2 protein-coding genes are annotated in these 2,618 nt (G+C 55.7%); both read left to right on the top strand.

Features of this window, described 5'->3' with window-relative positions:
- Nucleotides 1-200 precede the first annotated feature (200 nt).
- Nucleotides 201-1,679, top strand: coding sequence for a cytosine permease (locus EB836_RS17900; protein ID WP_135542792.1), 1,479 nt, complete (start codon nucleotides 201-203; stop codon nucleotides 1,677-1,679).
- A 28-nt stretch (nucleotides 1,680-1,707) separates the two neighbouring features.
- Nucleotides 1,708-2,481, top strand: a complete 774-nt coding sequence (locus tag EB836_RS17905) for an SDR family oxidoreductase (RefSeq protein WP_167854516.1) — start codon at nucleotides 1,708-1,710, stop codon at nucleotides 2,479-2,481.
- Nucleotides 2,482-2,618: the final 137 nt, after the last annotated feature.

The following is a 2,618-nucleotide window of genomic DNA, read 5'->3' on the forward strand; positions in this document are numbered from 1 at the left end:
GGAGAAGCGGCCGCCGGGAGTAGTGGGCCCGCGCCGACGGCCGGGGAGTCTGGAAGTCGTGCCGGAGAAGCGGCCATGGCGAGCCGCGGAGGACCGGGACTCCGGGACTTAAATGGATACCCCTTATTCGGGAAAGGTGCAACGCGGTCCGACAGCTCCATAAGCAATCTCAAAAGAGACCACAAAGAAGTGAGCAGAAAATGAGTGCAAAAGTCCCGGAACTCCGATCAGTCGAATTTGTTCCACACAACGAGCGGCATGGACATCCCGCCGGCCAGTTCCCCCTCTGGTTCAGCGTCAACATGATGGTGTTGACCACTCTGACTGGAGGTATCGGAGTTCTCTCCGGTCTCAACATGTTCTGGAGCGTCGTCGCAATCATTTGCGGCAATCTCCTCGGCGCATTCTTTGTCGCCGGTCACTCTGTGCAAGGTCCGGTTCTCGGAATCCCCCAGATGATTCAGAGCCGCGCGCAGTTCGGAGTCTTCGGCGCAGCCATCCCTTTGCTCGCAGTACTCATCATGTACATTGGCTATTTCGCAAGCAATTCAGTTATTGCTGGAGACGCCATCGACGCGGGCACACCAATAGGAAAGAATTGGGGCATCGTCATCTCAGGCCTGGTGATTCTCGTAATCACCTTCTACGGTCACGACCTCATTCACAAGATCGAACGCTGGTTCGCCATCATTCTCGGAGCAGGGTTCCTGGCTGTGACAGCAGTGGTGATACAGCACGGCCTTCCGTCAGACTCTTGGAATGCCAGCAATTTCAACGGTACCGCGTTCCTCCTGCTCATTGCTGCGACAGCAACCTGGCAATTGACGTTTGCCCCGTACGTTGCGGACTATTCGCGATACCTGCCAAGCAGCACCAGCGGAAAACAAACATTCATTTTCACTTATCTGGGCCTTGTGGTCAGCACCACGTGGCTGATGACGCTCGGCGCCATGTTGACGACGATTTTCCCCGAGTACGGCGCCCAGCCCAGTCAGACTATTGCAGGGCTCTTCCCAAGCGCGCTAGCTCCCGCAGTCTATATATTCATCGTGATAGGCGTCATTGCTACAAACGTATTCAATCTGTATGGCGCATTCATGTCGCTGACCACAATCGTTGATACCTTCAGACGAGTCAAGACAACCTTGTCTGCTCGAGCGGTGCTGTTCCTCATCGTCTTTGCCGTCGCCACTTTGGTGGCCGTATTGGCGAGCAGCGACTTCATGACCTTCTTCGAGAACCTACTGCTTGTTCTCGGCTACATGTTGTTCCCGTGGACCACCATCAACCTCGTAGATTTCTTCTTCGTCCGAAAGGGTCGATACGTCGTCGGCGACATCTTCGATCCCAATGGTCGATACGGTCGATTCAATTCGCGTGCACTGATCGCCTACGGCGCAACAATCCTGGTTGAGATCCCGTTCATGAGCACTGCGTTCTTCACCGGATTCCTCTTCGAAGCAGTCGGCGGAATCGATTACGCCTGGATCATCGCCCTGACCTTGCCGGGAATCATCTATTTCGTGCTCATGCGCCGAACGCGACGCATGGCTGATCGCCTGGAATCGGACACCACCGTCGACAAGATGAGCTCACCGCTCGAATCCCTCACCGACATAGATGAGAACTCACCAAGCATCCCTTCCGTCAATCGTCCAGAAAACAATGAGCCGGTCTGAACTGGCTGCAATCAAAAGGAGAGAATCAATGGCACGTTTTGAAAACTCGATCTTCATCGTCACTGGCGGTGGATCCGGTTTGGGCAGAGCAACTAGCCTGCGCTTGGCCTCTGAAGGAGCTCGCATCGGCGTATTGGACCTGCAACTCAAATCGGCGGAGACGGTGGCGGAAGAAATCAATACCGTCGCTGACGGTCGTGCCATCGCGTTGGAAGCCGACGTCACCGAGGCCGACGCAGTCGAATCTGCAGTCGCCCGGGCCACTACTGAGTTCGGTGGGCTCCACGGCGTCGTCAACTGTGCAGGGATTGCTCTCGGGGAGGGAGGAGTGGTGGACTGCACTGAGAAAGCGTGGGACACGATGATGAATGTCAACGTCAAGAGCATCTTCCTCACCGGCAAATACGCGATTCCAGAGATCATCAAGTCTGGGGGCGGCTCGATCGTCAACATCGCTTCGGTTTTCGGCTTCGTCGTCAACAAGGACGAGTGCGCCTACGCTGCGTCAAAGGGCGCAGTCGTCAACCTCACTCGTCAGATGGCATTACAGCACGCTTCAGACAAGATTCGCGTCAATGCCGTCTGCCCTGCAGACGCAGACACTCCGCTCATTGATGGACTCATCGGTAAGACCGGTGCTGACCTAGAAGCTGAAAAGGCTGAGCTCGCCGCCCCGATCCCCATGGGACACCTGACGAAACCAGATGACGTGGCCGCCGCAATCAGCTTCCTCCTGTCTTCTGACTCAGAGTTCATCACAGGTGTTTCACTCCCAGTCGATGGCGGATTCCTCGTTCAGTAGCCCCCGCTATTAAGCCTTGATCCACCGATCGGTATGGGAGCCGTGGTGTGAATCCGGTTCTCGCAAAATGTCGACAAATGGGCAGGGAACATCGTCCCGGTCTCTCACCAGTCTGATTCCACTTTTCAGTTCCCGTA

The sequence above is a fragment of the Brevibacterium sp. S111 genome (assembly GCF_004745075.1).
GTDB lineage: Bacteria > Actinomycetota > Actinomycetes > Actinomycetales > Brevibacteriaceae > Brevibacterium.

What these genes read in the sequence shown, in the direction of transcription:
- EB836_RS17900 (WP_135542792.1), top strand. Translation starts at nt 201, where the DNA reads ATGAGTGCAAAAGTCCCGGAACTCCGATCAGTCGAATTTGTTCCACAC.
- EB836_RS17905 (WP_167854516.1), top strand. Translation starts at nt 1,708, where the DNA reads ATGGCACGTTTTGAAAACTCGATCTTCATCGTCACTGGCGGTGGATCC.